The organism is Streptomyces sp. NBC_00250 (genome assembly GCF_036192275.1).
GTDB lineage: Bacteria > Actinomycetota > Actinomycetes > Streptomycetales > Streptomycetaceae > Streptomyces.
Window position 1 is genome coordinate 144,619 of record NZ_CP108088.1, and the last position, 17,146, is coordinate 161,764.

The 17,146-nt window shown below is 68.8% G+C and carries 18 protein-coding genes; 8 read left to right on the forward strand and 10 right to left on the reverse strand.

Going from position 1 to position 17,146, the window contains the following annotated elements; all coding sequences use genetic code 11:
- The first annotated feature begins 143 nt into the window (after positions 1-143).
- Complete coding sequence (locus OG259_RS00660; RefSeq protein ID WP_328940352.1) at positions 144-554, forward strand: RidA family protein; 411 nt, start codon at positions 144-146, stop codon at positions 552-554.
- Between the two features lie 224 nt (positions 555-778).
- Here the strand turns inward: OG259_RS00660 and OG259_RS00665 are convergent, their stop codons facing one another.
- From OG259_RS00665 to OG259_RS00680, 4 genes are all read right to left on the reverse strand, one after another.
- Positions 779-1,132, reverse strand: coding sequence for a hypothetical protein (locus OG259_RS00665; protein ID WP_328940353.1), 354 nt, complete (start codon positions 1,130-1,132; stop codon positions 779-781).
- Between the two features lie 755 nt (positions 1,133-1,887).
- The gene (locus tag OG259_RS00670; RefSeq protein ID WP_328940354.1) at positions 1,888-2,676 is read right to left on the reverse strand and encodes an alpha/beta fold hydrolase; all 789 of its coding nucleotides are present in this window, start codon (positions 2,674-2,676) and stop codon (positions 1,888-1,890) included.
- A gap of 524 nt (positions 2,677-3,200) precedes the next feature.
- On the reverse strand, positions 3,201-3,575 hold the full coding sequence (locus tag OG259_RS00675; RefSeq protein WP_266900648.1) for a toxin Doc: 375 nt from the start codon (positions 3,573-3,575) through the stop codon (positions 3,201-3,203).
- Positions 3,575-3,814: a hypothetical protein gene (locus tag OG259_RS00680; RefSeq protein WP_328940355.1), complete on the reverse strand. Its 240-nt coding sequence runs from the start codon at positions 3,812-3,814 to the stop codon at positions 3,575-3,577. The genes OG259_RS00675 and OG259_RS00680 overlap by 1 nt, the downstream gene beginning before the upstream one ends.
- A 1,363-nt stretch (positions 3,815-5,177) precedes the next feature.
- Here OG259_RS00680 and OG259_RS00685 point away from each other — a divergent pair.
- Positions 5,178-5,336 (forward strand): hypothetical protein, encoded by a 159-nt coding sequence (locus OG259_RS00685; RefSeq protein WP_328940356.1) that lies wholly within the window; start codon positions 5,178-5,180, stop codon positions 5,334-5,336.
- 505 nt (positions 5,337-5,841) lie between these two features.
- Here OG259_RS00685 and OG259_RS00690 read toward each other — a convergent pair.
- The 3 genes from OG259_RS00690 to OG259_RS00700 form a co-directional block, all read right to left on the reverse strand.
- Positions 5,842-6,420, reverse strand: coding sequence for a hypothetical protein (locus OG259_RS00690; RefSeq protein ID WP_328940357.1), 579 nt, complete (start codon positions 6,418-6,420; stop codon positions 5,842-5,844).
- A 426-nt stretch (positions 6,421-6,846) separates the two neighbouring features.
- The gene (locus OG259_RS00695; RefSeq protein ID WP_328940358.1) at positions 6,847-7,128 is read right to left on the reverse strand and encodes a hypothetical protein; all 282 of its coding nucleotides are present in this window, start codon (positions 7,126-7,128) and stop codon (positions 6,847-6,849) included.
- A gap of 732 nt (positions 7,129-7,860) precedes the next feature.
- Positions 7,861-8,487, reverse strand: coding sequence for a hypothetical protein (locus OG259_RS00700; RefSeq protein ID WP_328940359.1), 627 nt, complete (start codon positions 8,485-8,487; stop codon positions 7,861-7,863).
- On the opposite strand from OG259_RS00700, the gene OG259_RS00705 reads away from it, so the two are divergent.
- On the forward strand, positions 8,486-8,734 hold the full coding sequence (locus OG259_RS00705) for a hypothetical protein (RefSeq protein WP_328940360.1): 249 nt from the start codon (positions 8,486-8,488) through the stop codon (positions 8,732-8,734). The genes OG259_RS00700 and OG259_RS00705 overlap by 2 nt on opposite strands.
- A gap of 87 nt (positions 8,735-8,821) precedes the next feature.
- On the forward strand, positions 8,822-9,388 hold the full coding sequence (locus OG259_RS00710; protein ID WP_328940361.1) for a DUF4291 domain-containing protein: 567 nt from the start codon (positions 8,822-8,824) through the stop codon (positions 9,386-9,388).
- 104 nt (positions 9,389-9,492) lie between these two features.
- Here the strand turns inward: OG259_RS00710 and OG259_RS00715 are convergent, their stop codons facing one another.
- Positions 9,493-9,711: a hypothetical protein gene (locus tag OG259_RS00715; RefSeq protein ID WP_328940362.1), complete on the reverse strand. Its 219-nt coding sequence runs from the start codon at positions 9,709-9,711 to the stop codon at positions 9,493-9,495.
- A 339-nt stretch (positions 9,712-10,050) separates the two neighbouring features.
- Positions 10,051-10,992 (reverse strand): SMP-30/gluconolactonase/LRE family protein, encoded by a 942-nt coding sequence (locus tag OG259_RS00720; RefSeq protein ID WP_328940363.1) that lies wholly within the window; start codon positions 10,990-10,992, stop codon positions 10,051-10,053.
- A 300-nt stretch (positions 10,993-11,292) separates the two neighbouring features.
- On the opposite strand from OG259_RS00720, the gene OG259_RS00725 reads away from it, so the two are divergent.
- Both OG259_RS00725 and OG259_RS00730 read left to right on the forward strand, forming a co-directional pair.
- Positions 11,293-11,991 carry a helix-turn-helix transcriptional regulator gene (locus OG259_RS00725; RefSeq protein ID WP_328940364.1) on the forward strand — a complete coding sequence of 233 codons (699 nt, stop codon included), beginning with the start codon at positions 11,293-11,295 and terminating at the stop codon, positions 11,989-11,991.
- Between the two features lie 50 nt (positions 11,992-12,041).
- Positions 12,042-12,791 carry a hypothetical protein gene (locus OG259_RS00730; protein WP_328940365.1) on the forward strand — a complete coding sequence of 250 codons (750 nt, stop codon included), beginning with the start codon at positions 12,042-12,044 and terminating at the stop codon, positions 12,789-12,791.
- 310 nt (positions 12,792-13,101) lie between these two features.
- On the opposite strand, the gene OG259_RS00735 is transcribed toward OG259_RS00730, so the two are convergent.
- On the reverse strand, positions 13,102-13,749 hold the full coding sequence (locus OG259_RS00735) for a hypothetical protein (RefSeq protein ID WP_328940366.1): 648 nt from the start codon (positions 13,747-13,749) through the stop codon (positions 13,102-13,104).
- Between the two features lie 790 nt (positions 13,750-14,539).
- Here OG259_RS00735 and OG259_RS00740 point away from each other — a divergent pair.
- On the forward strand, positions 14,540-16,102 hold the full coding sequence (locus OG259_RS00740) for an MFS transporter (protein ID WP_328940367.1): 1,563 nt from the start codon (positions 14,540-14,542) through the stop codon (positions 16,100-16,102).
- Positions 16,103-16,391: 289 nt separating this feature from the next.
- Positions 16,392-17,000 (forward strand): hypothetical protein, encoded by a 609-nt coding sequence (locus tag OG259_RS00745; protein ID WP_328940368.1) that lies wholly within the window; start codon positions 16,392-16,394, stop codon positions 16,998-17,000.
- Positions 17,001-17,146 lie beyond the last annotated feature (146 nt).

A 17,146-nucleotide genomic window follows, 5' to 3' on the forward strand; every position in this document is an offset into this window, starting at 1 on the left:
CGGCGGCTCGGCGACTGGTTGGCTGTGCCGCCTCTCGGCACGCGGGGGCTGAGCTTGTTCTTTGACCTTCTGGCTGCTGCGAGTGTTGCTCGGTGGAACAAATTGCGATGCGCACCGGCAGCATGCCGGTCAAACTCGCAGGCATGACTGCGAAGATCACTCGTATCAACCCCGAGCAGCTGCATGAGACGCCCGGCTATCACCACATCACCGTGGTGGAGACCGGTCGTACGGCCTACCTGGCGGGACAGTGCCCGCTCGATCGGAGCGGTTCCCTCGTCGGTTCCGGATCGCTTGAGGTGCAAGTCGACCAGGTCGTCGCGAACGCACTCGCCGCCCTGGCTGCGGTGGATGCCGAGCCGCAACACGTGGTGCGCTCGGTGATCTACGTGCGGAGCGACGACAGAGACGTTCTGGGCGTCGCTTGGAGTCGGCTCACCGACTCAGCTCTCGGGCTCGCGTTCACCACCGCCAGCACGCTGTTGGGCGTTGCGCAACTCGGCTTCACGGGGCAGCTCATCGAGGTGGACCTCACCGTGGCGCTGCCCGACTGAACCTCTTCGGCCCGGATTCCCCTGCGCCGCAGGTGGCTGCGGATCGCGCGGGAGGAGAAGGCCCGGTCGGCCGACACGACCAACGGCCGGAATGGTCCACCGTCGTCCGCGGACCGGATCGGCCGGCACCAACGGCGCGATCCGGTCCCACCTCGCATCAGTGATCACTCATCGGACAGACACATCCGATCGACTGACCAACCCATCAAAGAGACACTCGCTAGTCACCGCCCTTGTTGATCCACGCATCGAGGGCGCCATTGCGAGCGATCTTGACCCAGTAGCAGGCGATCGTCGTCACCGTCGCCGTCCAGATCGGCGAAGCGGATCAGGTGAGGGTCGGTGATCCCCGGGATCGCGGGGGCGATCTCCCCCTGGGGCACCCAGCCGTGCCGCTCACCACAGGGCCCGAGGGCCGCCGCGTCCTGGGGCGCGGCCAGCGACGGGACGACGGCGGCGACGAGGGCCAGCGCGGCGGTGACGATGAGGGAGCAGCTGCGCGGGGCCGGAGAGCTCCTCCCTCTCCGGTCGTAGCCGCTCCTACCTAGGCCGGGGCGGGTGCGGAGGGTCAGTTGCATCAAGTGCTCCTTGGCGTGGACGAGTCGAGCCTGCCCGCCCGGGACGGTGCGCCTGGGTTCGTGGTCGGGACCCCGGGCCCAAGGCTTCGGCAAGGCGCGTCCGCACTAGGCCTTAATCGTGCGGCTCGCAGCGGAATGACAGGGCGGATCATGCCCACGTGACGCTGCGCTGCGCGATGGGGTTCGGTGTGGCGCCTCGTGACGACCGGTGTCAGGTCGCCGTGAGATGGAACGGGCCAGGGACGACACTGCCGCGCCCCCAACGGGCCCCTCATCGCGCGTCTGGGTCGTCGCGTGAGTGTGGCCAGCGGCAGACACCACGACCGGTCACCACCTGACGGGGCACGGTAGTCGGAACCTCGTTCGACACTCCCACGTCGGCGACGAGGGTCCGCACTACCTGAGCGATGAACGACTCACCGGGACTGCGGCCTGCTGCTGATCGGCGGCCTCGACCGCTTGACCGCGTGCTCCTCCGGGGTGCGGACGCCCCGGGCCCGGAGCCGCCCGGAGCCAGCGGGTCAACCGGGCGGTGCCCATGCGCCGTATAGCGGCCGGAGTCTGGATAACCGTCGAGGAGGATGAGGGGCCGGCGCCGGTGAGGACGAGGACGCGTTCCAGGGCGGGGAAATTGCCGGTCGGCGCGAAGCGCAGACGGTTGATCGCACGAGTGCGGTCGCGGACGAGGTCGGTGCGGCGGCTGTGAGGATCTTCAGCTCGATGGTGGTCTCGTCTGCGGCCGGTCGCACGCAGCCCTAGGCGTGCGCACGGCAGAAGGCGCGAACCGCTGCCGTGAAGGCTTCCGGCGCCTCCAGGTTGCTCATGTGGCCCACCGCGGGGATCACAACCAGCTCGGCATGCGGGATGGCGTCCTGGAAGGCGTAGGCGACGTCCAGCGGGGAGCGGGCGTCTTCCTCGCCCCACAGCAGCAGAGTCGGCAGCGTGATACGGGGCAGCAGGTCCGTCTCGTCGGCCTCGGCCATCAGGGAGAGCTGCGCGGCCATGGTCTCCGGTCGCACGTCCCGATTCATGGCGTCCAGCATCACCGTGAAGCGCTCCGGCGGGCCGGCGGCGTAGAGCCCGGGCAGCGTCGGGTCGAACTCCTCCCGAGGCACCGCGAGCATCCGCTGCGCCCCCTCGACTCGTGCCGCGACCTCCCCGGGCGGCAGCGAGCCCTTCCAGCCGGCGTACGTGTCCACCATCAGCAGGGATCGCACCAGGTCCGGCCGCCACCGGTACAGCTCCAGAACCACCGTCCCGCCCCAGGACAGCCCTGCGACCTGTGCAGGCCCGAGCCCCACGTCCTCGATCACGCCGGCCAGGGCACGCGCGAAATCCTCCAGCCCGTAGCCCGTCGGCAGCGCACCGGACCGCCCGGACCCCGGCTCGTCCCAGGCCACCACTGTGAACTCGTCCGCCAGCGCTTCGACTTGCGGCTGCCACATCCGCCCGTCGAGCCCGGCCCCGTGAGCGAGGACCACGACCGGCCCCTGCCCCTTCCGCGTATACGCGACATCGACGCCACCGACCCGCACCACTGCCATACCACCAGGCTAAGGGTGTCTTGCGGATCGGGAGACTCCACGTGATGCCCGAGGCGGGCCCGTCTGCCAGCCCTCGACGTGAGCACCCGGGTGCTCCATGCCCATCGCTCGGCAGTGCGGCGCGGTGCGCCGGGGCGCGGTCTGGCATTGCTGCTCGCGGTCGGGACAAGCCTGATGGCGGGCGCCGCCGGCTGCCAGTGCCGCTTTCGGCCTACCAACAGGTCCATGAGACGAGCAGGCCCCCCGTGCCCGGTGATCCGGGCATCGCCATGCCCTCGAGAACTCTCTTCCCGGCCAGCTGCTGCTGTCCGAGGGCCGGTCCGCCCCGCCAAGCAACTGGCCCGGGTATCGGAGCCACCCGACACCGTCCGTGGAACGGCCCCGCCGGATGACAGTGCCAGACACAAGCGTCTTCGCGGACGCTAGCCGGAACTCCGGCCAGGAGGTATCTACGAACTAGGGCAGACCCCCATGCATCCCTGGCATCCGTGCCCCTCCGCAACGTGCCAACGTGCACAACCGCGTCAGATGCGCCAGGTCCGAATGCGGTCGGCGGCCTGGTACACGGTGGCCTTGCCGGACTGGACGTCGCGGACAAGATCGACCATGGCGCCGTAAGGAGGGTCGATGCCCTCCCCTGAGGCGTGCATGTATGCGGCGGTGACCTGGCAGGCGTACAGGCTGTTGCGGTACGGCAGCGGCTGCAGGCGGATCAGTGTGTGCAGGAGCGCGGCGGCGCGCCAGGCCGGATCAGGGTCGGCCGTGGTGGGGCGCGGGATGCGGGTCTTGTGGCGGGCGACGGCGGCGACGAGGGCGGAGTAGTCGGCGACGCTGACGTCCTCGGGGACAGCCTGTTCCTGGACGTCCAGGAGCCAGGGGACGTCGATGTGGAGGATCATCAGGCGGCGTCCGCCCCGCGTTCCCGGGTGGCGGGCGGGATTTCGTCGGGGAAGGCGTCGTCGAACTCGGTCCGGTGGGTATCGCCCCATGAGACGGCGTAGCGGACGAACTGGCGGCGCTGGCGCTCACGCAACGGCAGGTCGTGCACGTACTGCTTGAGGGACTTGCCTTCGGCGGCCGCGGCGGCGCGGACTTCCTCCAGCTCCTCATCGGTGAAGGTGACGTTCAAAGACGGCATATCCCGCATGGTACCTAGTAGGTACCTAGGGTGGCCAGAGGCAGAAAGGGCGTCGGTTTCGGCGGTCGCACGTCGACTGGCTATGCAATGCCGACAGGGCGCAATGTCGGCAGGGCGCGATGCCGGCAGGGCGCGATGCCGGCAGAACTGCCAGGCACTCTGCTTGCAGAGGTCCCGGCTGTCCGCGCCCGGGCGTCGTGGTGCGGGCCCGGGACCGCTGGACGGTGTTCATCGCGCCCAGCAGATCCCGAGCCTCTTTCGTCAGCCCCACTCCTCGCCCGATGCCTGACCGGCGCAGCAGCGCGTCCGCCGCGGCGACCTCCTGCGGGCGTTCAAGCCCGGCCCTGGCAGAACCTGGCAGGTACGGCCGAAGAAACTGGCTGACCAGGCTGCCCCCGGGCAGCGGTTTACCGGAACAGCGCCGACCTCGCGAAATGCTCGACACGCCGGAGCGGCCCATCCTGAAGGGATGAACACCCCAGCGCGCCTCCCGGTCCCGGCCGCTGCCAGGTACGTCGGTTCGTGGCGGTTGTTGCGGTGGCAGGTGCGGTCTCACTCGCAGCCGCCTGTGGTGATGGCGGAAGCGCCACTGGGCTTTCGCCGACAACGCGGGCCTCTCCCTCGGCATCCGTGACAGGCCCGCCACCGCGCGGGCTGATCTCGGACGCAGACGCCGAGCAGATCCTCGGAAGCCCGGTCACGCCGGCGGAGTTCAGGCCTGAGGCTGTGCCTGAATTTCCCGGGTGTCCGGCCTACGCACGTGTGAGCACTGAGCCCGACCAGCGCATCGGCTACGTGTCTGACGAAGGCGAGCAGATCGCGGAGTTCGTGGTGGAGAACGGAGACGACACCCAGACGCTGGAAGAGTTCCGGGCATGCACCGATGGAACCGCAGGCGGCAACGAGGTCAGCATCCGACTCGGTTCCGCTCCAGGCGGCCCCGGCAATGTCAACGGAACGATCGAGGTGAAGGGGACCACCATCCACCTTCGAACGCGCGTGGCAGCCGGTGACAATGTCGAGGTCCTCACTGTCGGAACCCCGGAGCAGGCTGATTCCGCCATCAGCATCGCCGTAGCCCGCTACACGGGCACCCCGCTGCCGCAGGGAGCAACCGGCCAGCCACCCGGGATCGCCTGGCTGCGCGTGCCGACGGCTTGCCAGCCCGTGGTCCTGGGGGCCCTCGATGAGCGGGTGCAGCTGATCGTGGCAGAGGCAGGAATTCGAGCCCGAACTCGAACCCGAATCCGAGCTCGGCTCGTACGAAGGGCAGCTGCGCGACGAGGAGGCGGATCGGATCACCGGCGCCTGGTGGCGTGGGCCGACGGTCTCGGTGCCGAACGACCCGCTGCCTTGCAGGGCCATGCCCCGGCGCGGCGACAACGCCACCGAGGCGCTCGGCGATCTGCTGATGGGCCCGGGCGGCGCCGGAGGCGCGACGCTCCTGTCCGGATTCGTCGGCGTAACGGTCCGGCGCGGTATCGACGCGATCACCCATCGACGTGATCGCGTATCGACGTGATGTGGATGGCGCAGCCACCCCTCCAAGCGGCACCGGCAGGCACCGGTCAGCGCACCCGCGGCTGGAGGGTCATCTCGTCGCCTGGATCCCGGGTATGGACTCCCCAGACCGGATCGACGCGCTCGTGCCCGCCCTCAACGAACTCGCCGTCCCGACCGCAGTGTCCACCGGCGCCGGCTCGTACGACGACCGGGGACTCGCAGGTCGCCGCTCACCCCAACGCGTATGCCGGAGACTGGTTCACGCACGCCTCTGGTGCGCCTGCCCGGCACGGTGGCAGGGTGACGGCACGCGGTTCGGCAGCGCCCGATCCGCACCGGACCCGCCCCGCGCCGCTCTCGCGTGGGCGGGCCCGCGCCTCCCTCCCGGCTCCCCACGGGAGGCCTCAGGCGCGCCCGATATCAGTGCCCGTGTGTCACGTTCCAGCCCGGCCAGGACCCACCTGAAGCAACGCGGCCGCGCCGACGCGAGAAGCCGCTCCCGATGTCCTGGCAGAACTGCCCGGTCAGACCATGGACGACCTGTCCTTGACTTCATACTCGTCGGAGGGCATCGAGTCCCATTCCGTGTTCGCGCCGTCGCGCGTCACCATGAACAGCGGACGCGAGCGGAGAACCTGCCCGACCAGTTGCCCGCGCATGAGAACCCCGGGGTCATCCGGTCCTGCGTAGCCCTCGGGTGTGTAACGAAGGTGCACATCCATCGCCTCGGCATACGCGATTGCCTCGCTTTCCAGCTCCGGCAGGTCTCTCCCGACCAGCGGGAGTCCGTCGAGAGCGACCTGGGGACCCTGCACCGCATCGGCAGCGACGCAGAACAGCCCCACGGCCTGGCTCACATAGGCCGTGACAGCAGGCGGAGCAGAAGCCACCCCGCGACGGTGGACTTCGATCTTCCAAGTCGGCGAGAAGACCGCGTAGTCCCGTGCACAATCGCTGACCTCCGTCTGGCCGAGCATCCCAGCCGCCTCGACCACTTCGTCGACGGTCATACCGAACCGGAGCGGTCCGACGCCGACCGCCGGCGAGTAAGACCACTCACCCCGTTCGGCGACGTCGAAGTCGGTTTCGGTCTCGAACGCCACGGTCGCTCCTCCAGAAACACCTGCGAACACCCGCGAAAACCTGAGAACTTGCCGCCGCCCCATCATGCCAACCACCAACCAGCCGACTGTGGGATGCCATCGTGTCACTGTGCCTACTCCGGCAGCCTGGATGGCCGCCCCGCGAGTGAGCTGCGGTGAGGCCGGGTCAGGTTCTCAGGACCACGGGTTGAGGCGTAACGGCCACACATGCAGCAACTGCGCCAGGTCCTGTGGGGCTGGGGTGGTCATGAGCGTGTCCTGCGGGTTCGGGCGGGTTCGGGGCTCACAGGCGGGGTGTCATGGGTCGTTGGGTGCATCCGCATATCCGCCTCGGGCTTCTCCGCCCGTTACGTGCGCCTCCTGCCCGGGTGACCTGGTGGTCAGCGCGCGGGCGGCGGAGCACCGCATCGGGACGCCAGCAGTCGCCTACTTCGGTGCGCCTTCGCTTTGAGTCGGCAGTGAGTTCTCCGCGGTCGCCGGCAACTGGATCGGCTCAGGCTGGTCGTCGTACCAGGCGTACGACCACTCCGTACGTACTCGCATCTCGTTCGCCCAAGGGAACACCTGCCCCGCGAGGGCCTGGATGGCGCTCTTGAACGCCTCCGCGGCGGTCTTCACACGCTCGAAGCGAACGTTCTTGCGCAGGCCGACGGGCACTCGCAGCTCGATCGTGATGCGCAGGACTCGAGGAGACTCTTGCTCCGCCACCGGTACCCCCTGGATCAGCAACTGACCTCATGGTGCCGGAACTCTCGGGGCCGAGACGTAACAACGGTGGGGAAGACCGGCCACATACCGAAGACAGCGACGGGGATCCGTGTGCACCCGGAGCCCCAAATGATCTACGCCGCTAGCGGTTCGTGATCCACCACGCAATGAGGGTGATCAGAATGCTCCCGGTGGCCGTGCCGGCACCGTAGACGACCCCCGTGGCGTAGCGCCTGGACAGCGCCTTGCCGGCCGCGACAGACCGGCCGAACCGGCCCTGGCCGGAGCGTCCCTGGGCTGTGGTGATGCTTGCTCGGTCGTCCCCCGGCGTCGACTGGATGTGATCCACTGCGCCCTCCGATCCCTGTGCGGAGAGCAGACTTTGCTCTCCATGCGCCTGCAGGCTGGAGGGCCACCCTTGGGCCGCCGCCACGATGCATTCGGCGACCTGACGGTTGCTCTCTCGCCGGGCCTGAAGGGGGCACACCGCCACGACGAGCGGGCTCCACCAGCCGCCTCTACGGGGGCGACGGGGCGTAGAGAGACATGGGGCCGGGAGCTGCTCGCTGTGCCTGGCGATGCAGGCTCGCGCAAGGTCAGGGGCGGACCTCCGGAGCGATCCACAGCACCCTTCTGCCCCTCTGGTCCACTCCTACCCTGCCGCCCGAAAGGCGCATGCCGCGCCCCGGAGGAACGGCGGGCCACCTCTCACCGGCTGGCGGTCAGTGAGTCTCACGCGGGTGATTGCCGGCCGGGCAGCGAGTGCGCGAGCAGGTATTCGGTCGCTCCGGCGATGGCCTCGGCGTACGTGCGGTGGACAGGCTCGGACTCCGTGTCCTGATGGTCCGCGGCGGTGGCGGTGTACCACCAGGCGTCACTGTCGGCATCGTGGTGCACCATGGCGGTGCCACCGGCGTAGTGGAGCGGGATGGACTCGCTGGTGGATTTCTTGACGACGGCGTGGGGCCACTTGAGACGAGCGGACTGACGCTTGATGCCACCCCAGGCGGCACCCAGCTGGGCGTAGTTGGCTCCGCCGCGGCCGGCGACGGTGGCGGCGCTGTCCGCCAGCCGTTCGACGGACTGCTTGGCCTCGTACAGGGCGCGCAGGAGTGCCAGCTGCACATCGGGCGCTGCCATGAGTACGGGGTCGAGGGTCTTGCCGGCGGCACGGTAGGCCGATGCGCGGGTCGAGATCCCTTCAGCCAGGGCGCGGACAGCTTCATAGACGCTCTCATCCATGGTGAATGCGTCGCCCTGAGCGGGTTCGCTCCAGGGAGGCTCCACCAGGACCGAGGCAGCGGCCCAGAAATTCTCGTCGTTCCTGTCGGGAGTCGGAACCACACTCACATCACTCATGCGACAAGTCTACCTGTCGAAAGATGAATGCGACAGGAATACCTGTCGCGACGTCTTCCGGTACGTACGGGGCGGCCGGGCGGTTTGTGAGTCCTGTCTGACCTTCGACCCGCAGGATCACCAGGCTCGTCACGCGGTCGCGTGCGGCATCAACCGCCTCATGAGACACCGGGCCGTGGCCATGCGCTACGACAAGCTCGCGGCTCGCTACGCGGCGACCGTCCTCGTCGCGGCCTTCAACGAGTGACCTTGAGCGGCACATTCGAACCGACCCCGGGGCGGTAAGGCGAAATCGGCTCGCCGCGCCGGCGGACCAGATGGCAGGGTGCGGCGCATGACGCCCCAGCATCAGATTCGTGCCGACTACGACGCTCGCACGATCGTGGTCTATCAGGCGTACTCGCCTGCCATCGCTGACGCGGCACTGCGGGCGGGCCGCTTCGTTGCGCCGTTCTCGTTCCACCGGATGACGTGGATCAAGCCGTCGTTCATGTGGCTGATGCACCGCAGCAACTGGGCCCGCAAGCCCGGCCAGGAACGTGTTCTCGCGGTGCGCATTGCTCGGGAGGGCTGGGAGGAGGCACTGTCCCAGGCCGTGCTGACGACCGCCGACCCGACGGCGGTGGCCCAGGCAGCCGTCCACGTCCAGTGGGACCCGGAGCGCTCGCCGCGCGGAGCGGCACTGAATCACTACAGCATCCAGGTCGGCATCGGTCGCCACCTGATCCGCACGTTCACCGACGACTGGATCGTCAGTCTCACCGACCTCACCCCCCAGGTCCGCAAAGCCTTGACTTTGATACGAACCGGGCACGCCGCCAAGGCTCATCGGCTGTTTCCTGTCGAGCGCACCTACCCCCTGCCACGGACGCTGGAAGACGTCGTTTCCCCAGGTAGATGACGGGGAACCGGTGAGGGGCCGCCCACCGCCACCGTATGACGAGCACTTTCGACACACGCCCCAGCGGCGCTCGTACTCGCGGATCTTGACCCGCAACACGGTGCTCAGCGGGTCGGGTCGATCGTCTGGCAGCGGTCGGCACGGAGGCGTTTCCCGAACGCCTTCCACAGCTCCGGCCGGACGCCTTCGACCGGCTTCATGCAGGCGGAGTACGCACGGGCCAGGGCGCGTTCCCCGGTGGTGTCGTCGCCAGCCTGCATGCGCCGGTCGGTGGGGGCGAAGAAGGTGTTCTCGTACGGTCCTCCGACCTGGCGGTCGGCCATGCCCGAACCGACGCTCCCGAGCGCGGGGTTAGACGGCAGGTCGGGAGTATCGGAGAAGCGGGCGAAAGCCCGTGGTTCGACAGGCGCACCGACACGACCACGGCCGTGAGCACCGCTGCGAGCGATGAGTCCGGCACCCACCCGCTCGGCGGCGGCACCGCCGCCTCGTGAGCCCTCCAAGGCTCGCACGAACGGTCTTCATGACCTCACGGCCCCGCCCGAATCCATCGGCACGCAGCCGCCGGTCGTTCCCGCCTGATCGGCCGGCGGGCACGGCGTCCGCGCCGCCCCGCCGGGCCCGCTCCTGCGCTCGGCTCGGGGACGCCGGATCGTGGTGTTTCAGGGGCGCGTGCCCATCGGCGGGAAGGCGAGGCCCGTCGGCGTGTTCAGGCCGGTGGCCTGGAGGGTGGTCTGGCCACCGCCTGTCTCCTGGACGCGGACCACCCGGTTGTTGAAGCCGTCGGCGATGTACAGGCCGCCGCAGCCGTCGAGGGCGAGACCGAGCGGGCTGCTGAGACCGCTGGTGGGGACGGTGGTCTGGCCGCCGCCCTCCGGGATCTTCACCACGCGGTTGTTGCCACTGTCGGCGATGTAGAGGTCCCCCTTCGCGTTGAGTGCCAGTCCGGTCGGCTGGGAGAGCCCGACGGTGGGGATCGTGGACTGGCCGCTCCCGTCACCGGCCACCTTGACGACGCGGTCGTTGACGAAGTCGGAGATGTACAGGTTCCCGGCCGCATCGAGCGCCAGCCCCCAGGGGTGCAGCAGTCCTGCGGTCGGTACGGTCGTCTGGGTACCGTCGGCCACGGACACCTTCACGACCCGGTCGTTGAAGCTGTCGGCGACGTAGAGGTTCCCCGCCCGGTCCAGAGCGAGCCCCAGGGGGCGCGACAGGCCGTCGGTGGGGACGGTGGACTGGGCGCTCCCGTGCGCCGCCATCACGACCACGCGGTTGTTGCCGGTGTCCGACACGTAGAGCCGACCCGCTGCGTCCCCGGCCATGCCCGTCGGCCGTACGAGACCCTCAAAGGGCACGGTCGTCTGATCACCACCCCTCGCGGGCAGGGCGACGACGCGGTTGTTGCCGTAGTCGGACACGTACAGAGGCGCATGCGCGGAGGGCCGACCGTCCTGGGACGGGGCCGCGCCTGCCGTCGTCGTGGGCAGCGTGCACAGCGCCACGAGACCCACCGCGGCGGCGAGCCGGCGGGCCCATCGGCGCGAGGCACGCCCCTTCGAAAGCGCGAACGTCACCGCTGCGGACCCGGCCGTCGTACGTACCATGACTCCCCATCAGATCTGAGCGGCCGACCCAGTGCCGCACCTTCCCCGACCATAGGAATCAGCACCGACCGATACAGGAACCACGCCGCCCGCCCGACCCCAGGCCACCCCAACGTCCCAGCCACCGCACTCGAAGAGCCGGGGCGGGGGCTCCGCGACGAGACCGGGCCGCGCCGACGCGGCCGCATTCGCCCGATCCCTGGACACTCCACCAAGCACCGGCCGAGCACCCCATGGGCTCCTCCGGTAGCTACGTGCTCGGAGCCGCGATCATTGCCGGACAGCCCTTAGGCTGGTTCGATGAACCGCACCGATCGCCTGTATGCGCTGGTCGAGGAGCTTCGAGCGGTGGCGCCCCGGCCACGCAGTGCTCCGTGGCTGGCACGGCGGTTCGAGGTCAGCGTGCGCACCGTGGAGCGGGATCTCGAGGCGTTGAGGCAGTCGGGCCTGCCGATCCGCAGTGACGCCGGTCGGGCTGGTGGCTACAGCCTTGACCGGGACCGTACGCTGCCGCCCGTGACGCTCAGCGCCGCTGAGGCCCTCGCCGTCAGCGTCGCGCTCCGCACGGCGGCGTCCACGCCGTTCGCGGCAGCAGCGCACCGCGCCGCTCAGAAGGTGCTGGCAGTGCTGCCCGCCGACGTAAGACAGCGGGAGGAGGCGCTCGCGCGGCTGGTGTACCGAGTCGGGGACCACACCCCTGTCGGAAGCGGCAAGTTGAGCGAGATCATCGTCGGGGCGGTGGTCTCCGGACATGTCCTGCACCTCACGTATACGGACCGGGAAGGTGCGGCGACAACGCGCGATGTCGAGCCGTTGGGGCTCCTGTGGGGACCGGAGGGATGGTATCTGGCTGCCTGGTGTCGGCTGCGGTCAGCTGTCCGGGGCTTCCAGCTCGACCGGATCACCTCGTTGAAACCGTCGGACGAACAAGTGGCGCCCCGGGAGCCGCAGTGGCGGGCCGAGCTGAAGCGCTTGGATGCCGAACCGTTCGCTCTGTGATCTGAAACACCGACAGGACGGTGTCGCGAGGGGCCGCGATGCTTCTCACCATGGACAACGAGAAGCGCATGATCACGTGGTGCCGCATGTGGAACGAGGACCCCTCCCTGGCGTACGACCTGATGTCCGACGACTGCGTGCAGTGGTCGAATCACGTGGACAGCCTGGACTCGGTGGTCGGCCCGGACGAGCAGGAACGGTTCGTCGCCGGGTACCGCGCGCGGCATGTGAACATCTTCAGCCCGCGGGTACTCGTCGACGCCGGTGATCGGTTCGCCTACCTCTGGGATGTGAGAAAGGCCGACGGTCAGGTACTGACCGGCATCGACGTCAACATTCTCAAGGACGACCGCATACGGGAGAACTGGACCTTCGTGGCGGAGCGGCTTTGTGAGCAATCCGATCCCGAACCTCAGGCTGCCGGTCGGAGCGACGCGGCCACGATCGAGGACTTGTGCCACCGCTGGGTTCAGCTTCGCAACGGCCGGGCCGAGCTGGCCACGGACGTGGTCACGGGCGACTTCACCCTGTTCTCGGGCGCCGGGCCGGGTGGCGACGCGCACGGCCCCTCCGAATTGGCCGACTTGATCGAGCGACAGGCCGAAACCGACGACCCGCCCACCATCACGTTCCACCGGCAGCCCGTCGTCGACCCCACGCGGGGGTACGTAGCGCTTCTCTGGACGGCCGAAACCAGGGCTGACGGTGCCTCCGTCGGCGGCGTCGACCTCCTGACGGTGCGCTCCGACCGGTGCGCACGCGCCTGGTCCCTGACGGGCACTCGTCCCTTCCGGTACTGAAGTCCGCGCCCTGCCTCCTGGTTGACGCATGGCCGGTGGTCGCGCCCGTGTGACCTTGTCGCCCCGGAGAGGTGGATGCCGGCCCCAAGCCGGTGATCCGTCGAGAAATTCGTACGGCCGAAAAGGCGCAGACCGCGGCACCGGCCCCCTGCTAAAGCCGACGCTCGGCCCCCGTCCGCCCGGCAGCCCTGGTCTCATTCCGGGCTGCCGGGCGTCTGGGCTTCATGGCTTGCGCGGACTGCGCGGTCTTCGGGGACTGCGCGGCCTGCGGGGGCGGGGACTGCGGGACCTGCGGGGACTGCGCTCGGAACTACGGGCAGTCTTCACCGAACTTGACGGCCGTGAACTCGACGGGTTGCCCGTTCAGTGCAGCCCCGGGTGAGGGCGTCTGGCCGCACACCTGCCAGTTGGACTCCATCAGGACCATGCGACCGTCCGCTGTAGCGTCGGTGACGGTGATCGACGTGCTCGCGTCGAGCGCGCCGCGGGCGGCCTTCACCGACTTCCCTGTGAAATCGGGCATCTTCCCGCCTGCGGTGGACGGTGCCTCGGCTTCCTTCGCCGGGCACGCCTCTTCCAGCTTCACCGCTCCGAAGTCGAGCCTGGTGGTGACCGCCGTGGACGCACCGGCAGGGAGGCTCTGGTTGCAGACCTTCCAGTTCCGGTCGAGCGCCTGCACGCGGCCGCGACCAAGCGCGTCATGGGAGGTGAGAGCGTAGAAGCCCAGCTCCTGCGCGGCGTCTTGGGCGGACTGCAGGCCCATGCCGACGAAGTTCGGCACGGTGGCCTTCGCGCCCTTGGCCGGCTTACTGCTCGCCGGAGCCTTGGGCGTCGACGGCGACGGGGCTGCCGACGGGCCGCTCACGGCGGGTGACTTGGCGTCGTCGGCAGGCTGGCAGGCGACGGCTCCGCCCAGCATGACGCAGAGCAAGGTGGTGGTGATGACGCGGGTACGCACGGGTTCCCCCCGAGTGGTGCCGGTACAGGCAGGTCACGGTAGACCACGCGTGGACAGTGCGTGAGCGGTCTTCACCAGGTCGTGACGAATCGGTCGGCGCCCTTGTGGGTCAGGTGCGCCGACCGGTCGGCGCCCTTGTGTGTCAGGTGCGCCCCCATGAGCAGGCAGGGCCGCTCGGCCGTTTTCCGCCAGACCTCTAGCCCCGTGGCTGATACCAGGTGCATGCTGTGGCCACGGCCTCCCCGCCACCCCCGTCGGGGGGATCCGCCACGACCCCGCTTGCCGCTGCGATGCAGGCGGGGTCGAGCGCTGCCGCCACGCCGAGGATCCCTCCGCCTGCGGTGCCTTGACGTCTACTGGTCGGGCTGGAGCCGCGGACGGCCATCGACGCACCCATCTCTCCAGGATCCTGCGTTCCTGCCACTCGAGCTCGGAGTCGGGGAAATGGTGGCGGTAGAGCTTCGGGTAGGCGTCCGTGTTCCGGCGGTCTTGGGCGGACAGGAGCTGCGGTGTGGCGTGGCCACACCGAGCCGGGGGCGCAGGGCGCGATGCGACGGCTCATTGGAGGGCATGAAATCCGTCCGGTCGCAACCCGCCTGAAGTCAGGAATTCCTTCGACTCGCAAATCCGCCCGAGGGCACAAAATTGTTCTGTTTACAAATCCGGTGGAGGGCATACGACTCGTCCAGTCGCAACAGTATCGGCGGGAAAATTAAAGCTTGACGGCGTCGCGGAGTTTGCTTATGGTCCAGTCGTTCAGGTTCCCGCCGCTCGATAGCCGAAGGTATTCATGACCACGCCTCCAACGTTGCCGAAGTTCAGGCAGCAGTTGATTCTTGCCGTTCTTATGTTGTGTTCGTTGCTGATTTGGCTGGAAAATACCGTCCTGAGCACGACCCTGGAGACCCTTGCGGACCCGGTCCGCGGGCTGGGGGCCAATCCCGGTCAGCTGCAATGGGCGACGGGTTCGTACACGCTGGCCTTCGCCACATTGATGTTCACCGCGGGCTCATTGGGCGATCGGTTCGGCCACCGGACCGTGTTTTCCATCGGGCTGGTGGTCTTCGCCGGGTCCTCGCTGTGGGCGGCGTACGCAGGCGATACGGGCCAGCTGATTACGGCTCGAGCTGCGATGGGGGTGGGCAGTGCGCTGATCACGCCCGCCATGATGGCCATCCTCATGTGGACCTTTACCGGCCCCGCGCGGGCTGCCGCGATCGGCATTTTCTCGACGTCGGCCGGTGTCGGAATGGCTGCCGGCCCGGTGCTGGCGGGGTTCTTGCTCGACCGTTTCTGGTGGGGCTCGGTCTTTCTGATCAATGTCCCGGTCGCGGCATTGGCGTTGGTCGGGCTTGCCGTGCTGATTCCGAATTTCCGCAGCCCCACTCCGCGCTCCTTGGACCCCGCTGGAATGTTGCTGTCGATCAGTGGCCTCGTGGCGTTGGCCTTCGGGCTGATCCGGGCGGGGCAGGTGGCGGTCTGGAGTCGTATCGACGTCTGGGCGCCGATCGCTGTCGGTCTGGTCCTGCTGACTGTTTTCGTGCTCGTCGAACTCCGCCTCAAGGCGCCCAGCTTTGATCCGCGACTGTTCGCACAGCGCACATTCGGTGGCGGCAATATAGCGCTTGGATTGCTGCTCTTCGGCGTGGCCGCCATCACCTTCTACAATGCGTTCTACCTGCAAGGCGCGCTCGGGCTTTCGCCGATGAAGGCGGGTTTGGCCAATATTCCGACCGCATTCGGCGCGCTCGCGGGGGCGCCCCTTGCCTCACGCCTGGTTCGCCGCTTGCCGCTCCGTCTTGTCACCGTGCCCGCCCTCACCGTGGCTGCGCTGACCATGGGCGGATACGGGTTCCTCGGACTCCAGACTCCACTCGTCTGGATCGAGATCCTGTTGTTGGTACAGGGTCTCTCGATCGGCATGGTGATCGGCCCCGTCACGGCCGCACTGATCAGCAACCTGCCGTTGGAGCAGGCCGGTGCAGGATCGGCCGTCACCAACACCGTGCGACAAACCGGCAGTGTGATCGGAATCGCGGTGGGCGGCACGATCATGTCGATCATGTACCGACGTGCGATCGAACCTTCGCTGGAGGGTGCACCCGGTCCCGTGCAGGATCAGGCGCGAGTGTCCGCCGAACAGGCCCGCCACGTCGCCACCACCATCCACCGGCCCGCTCTTGCTCAGGCTGCTGATGACGCCTTCATCCATGCCATGCACGTCGGCGCGGGCTGGATCGCGGTCATCGCGCTCCTCGGAGCAGCTGTGCTGCTGATTGCCCTGCCTGCTGCCGGAAGGAAGAAGGCGTCGACACCGGAGCCGGACCACGAAGAGGCCCGCAGCTCCGTCTGAGGGTGTGATGGCAGCCCAGGCTCAGGTCCGTCGCGGGGCGGCTGAGCACCCCAATTGGCACCGCTCGCCATGTCAGGTGCTCGGTCCGCTCCTGCGCCACTAAGGTCTGTTGCGAAAGTGGATCTTGTTCTTTGATGATCACTTGTGGGACGTGGGGATCTGACGAACGGCCGGCGGGCCCGGCTTGAGCCGCTGCTGCCGCGGGGCATCAAGCCGGGTCGTCCGCAGGTGTGGACGCGGCGGCAGCCCCTGCACCTGTGGTTCGACCCCCTGTGAGAGGAACGATGCGATGCTCGGCTACTGCCTGGCGGTCGTCCGCCGACTGGCCCTGCCCGCGCTGGCGACCGGCACGGTGCTCGCGGCAGCCATGACCGCCGCGCTGGTCCTGGTCGACGGCACACCGTGGAGCGGGGCCGCTCCCGAGGCCCTGGCCGCGGGCGCGGCGGTCGCCTTCGCCTTCGCCGCCGTACTGACCGTCACCACAGTGCTGGGCGCCGCCCGCACGGCTCGCCGGTACGGGCTCACGCTCGGCCCCGAAGCCGTGGCCCTGCCGTCCGTCCGCGAAGTGCGGATGCCCACCATCGAGGGCAGAACCGCCTTCCAGCTGACGGACAGCGTGCGGCACGTGGTCGAGGAGGACCCCGTCCTGCGGGTGGACGAGGTCACCGCGTTCGGGCACGGCATCCTGGACCTGACCCTGCGCGGACCGTCGGCCTCGACGGTCTTCGTGCGTGTCCGCGTCACGACCGGACCAAAGGAGACGGCCGCCGTCGTGGAGGCGCGTCCGGCGGCCACGTACAAGCAGCTCGACGCGGCGGCCTGCTGGGCCGTCGCCCGCGTCGTCGAGGAGCGCGTGGCGCGGGCTCTACGCACTGAGACCGGGGACGGCACCCTCTGACGCCGGGCCACACCCGCAGAAGACTCCGCCCCGGGCTGCCGGCCCCAGGCGTACGCCTTGTCAGCTCGCACGCGATCGGGACGGACGCGTGGCCGACCCGGCCCGATGCGAGGCACGCGGACCTTCTCCAGCACGGGTTCGAACTG